Below are 1,207 nucleotides of genomic sequence, written 5' to 3' on the forward strand. Positions count from 1 at the left end.
ATGTCAGGGTAAGAATCTTTGCGTGAGATCCGTGAATAATGACTACGGAGAGCCGTATGCGTTAATAGCGCACGTACGGTTCGATGAGGGGTGAGGGGATACAACTGCTAGGCCAGTAGCGCACGGCCGGGATACTAAGGCACTGCCAGACGAAAGGGGCAGTATAACGGACTGTCCTGACCTAAACGCTACCAGGCGGCAAGAGACCCCGCCTACTCTACTTCCTGGCGCATTTCTGAGATGCATTACCAGAAGTAGTAGACATTACTGTAATGGGTTAATTGTCGCCCCTTATCACTAAAAATAACCGGAATTTGGCCGTAAGTGTTGGGGGATGGAAGTGGCAACAGTCCCTTCATCCCCCGGACAGTAGACAATAAAGCAAAAAAGCAATAAAGCAAGCCTGACCCTGTTTATTAAGACATTTTAAAGTATGAGGTGACAGCGGAAGAAAGGTGACCGCACACCTTACCCCGTTTGTTGAAACATTTAACTGTGTATGAGGTGAAAACAGATGGAAAAACCGCGTGTGGGAATTGTGCTGGGGAGTGACTCGGATCTGCCGGTCATGGAGGAAACAGCCCGTATTTTACAGGATTTTGGGGTAACCTATGAAATGACGATCGCTTCTGCTCACCGCAGCCCGGATCTTGCTGCTGAGTATGCCCGAACCGCAGAAGAACGAGGGATGGCGGTCATTATTGCCGGAGCGGGAATGGCTGCCCACCTACCAGGTGTGCTGGCAGCGTACACCTGCCTTCCGGTGATCGGGGTTCCTTTACAGGGGAAGATCCTCAACGGAGTGGATGCCCTCTACTCCATCGTTCAAATGCCGCCGGGAGTGCCGGTTGCAGCAGTTGCTGTCAATGGGGCGCGCAATGCCGCTCTTCTGGCAGTTCAGATGCTGAGCATCCAGGATCCTGAGCTGCGGGAAAAGTTCAGGAGATATAAACAGGAACTGGCTGAGGGTGTAGTCAGGAAGGCAGAGAAGCTGAAGACAGGAGGGAAAGCTATTGTTTGAGGCACGAATCTATATAAGTTTGAAAAAAGGGATCCTCGATCTGGAGGGTAAAACAGTTAAACACGGCTTAAAGTCTTTAGGGTACGACCAGGTAGAAGATGTAAAGACAGGCAAGTACCTGGTTCTCACTCTCAGCACTGCTGATCGATCTGCAGCGGAACAAGCGGTAGAAGAAATGTGTGAGAA

The 1,207-nt window shown here is 50.6% G+C and carries 2 protein-coding genes; both read left to right on the forward strand.

Annotation, left to right across the window (positions count from 1 at the left end; all coding sequences use genetic code 11):
* The first annotated feature begins 514 nt into the window (after window positions 1-514).
* Window positions 515-1,021 (forward strand): 5-(carboxyamino)imidazole ribonucleotide mutase, encoded by a 507-nt coding sequence (purE, locus tag SSCH_RS05710; protein WP_044664632.1) that lies wholly within the window; start codon window positions 515-517, stop codon window positions 1,019-1,021.
* Window positions 1,014-1,207 (forward strand): phosphoribosylformylglycinamidine synthase subunit PurS (gene purS, locus SSCH_RS05715; RefSeq protein WP_044664633.1); only part of this gene is annotated, 194 nt, incomplete at its 3' end. The genes purE and purS, both read left to right, overlap by 8 nt.

The sequence above is a fragment of the Syntrophaceticus schinkii genome, from assembly GCF_000946815.1.
Lineage (GTDB): Bacteria > Bacillota > DSM-12270 > Thermacetogeniales > Thermacetogeniaceae > Syntrophaceticus > Syntrophaceticus schinkii.

Coding starts and splice junctions, on each gene's coding strand:
- purE (WP_044664632.1), top strand. CDS start 515: ATGGAAAAACCGCGTGTGGGAATTGTGCTGGGGAGTGACTCGGATCTG.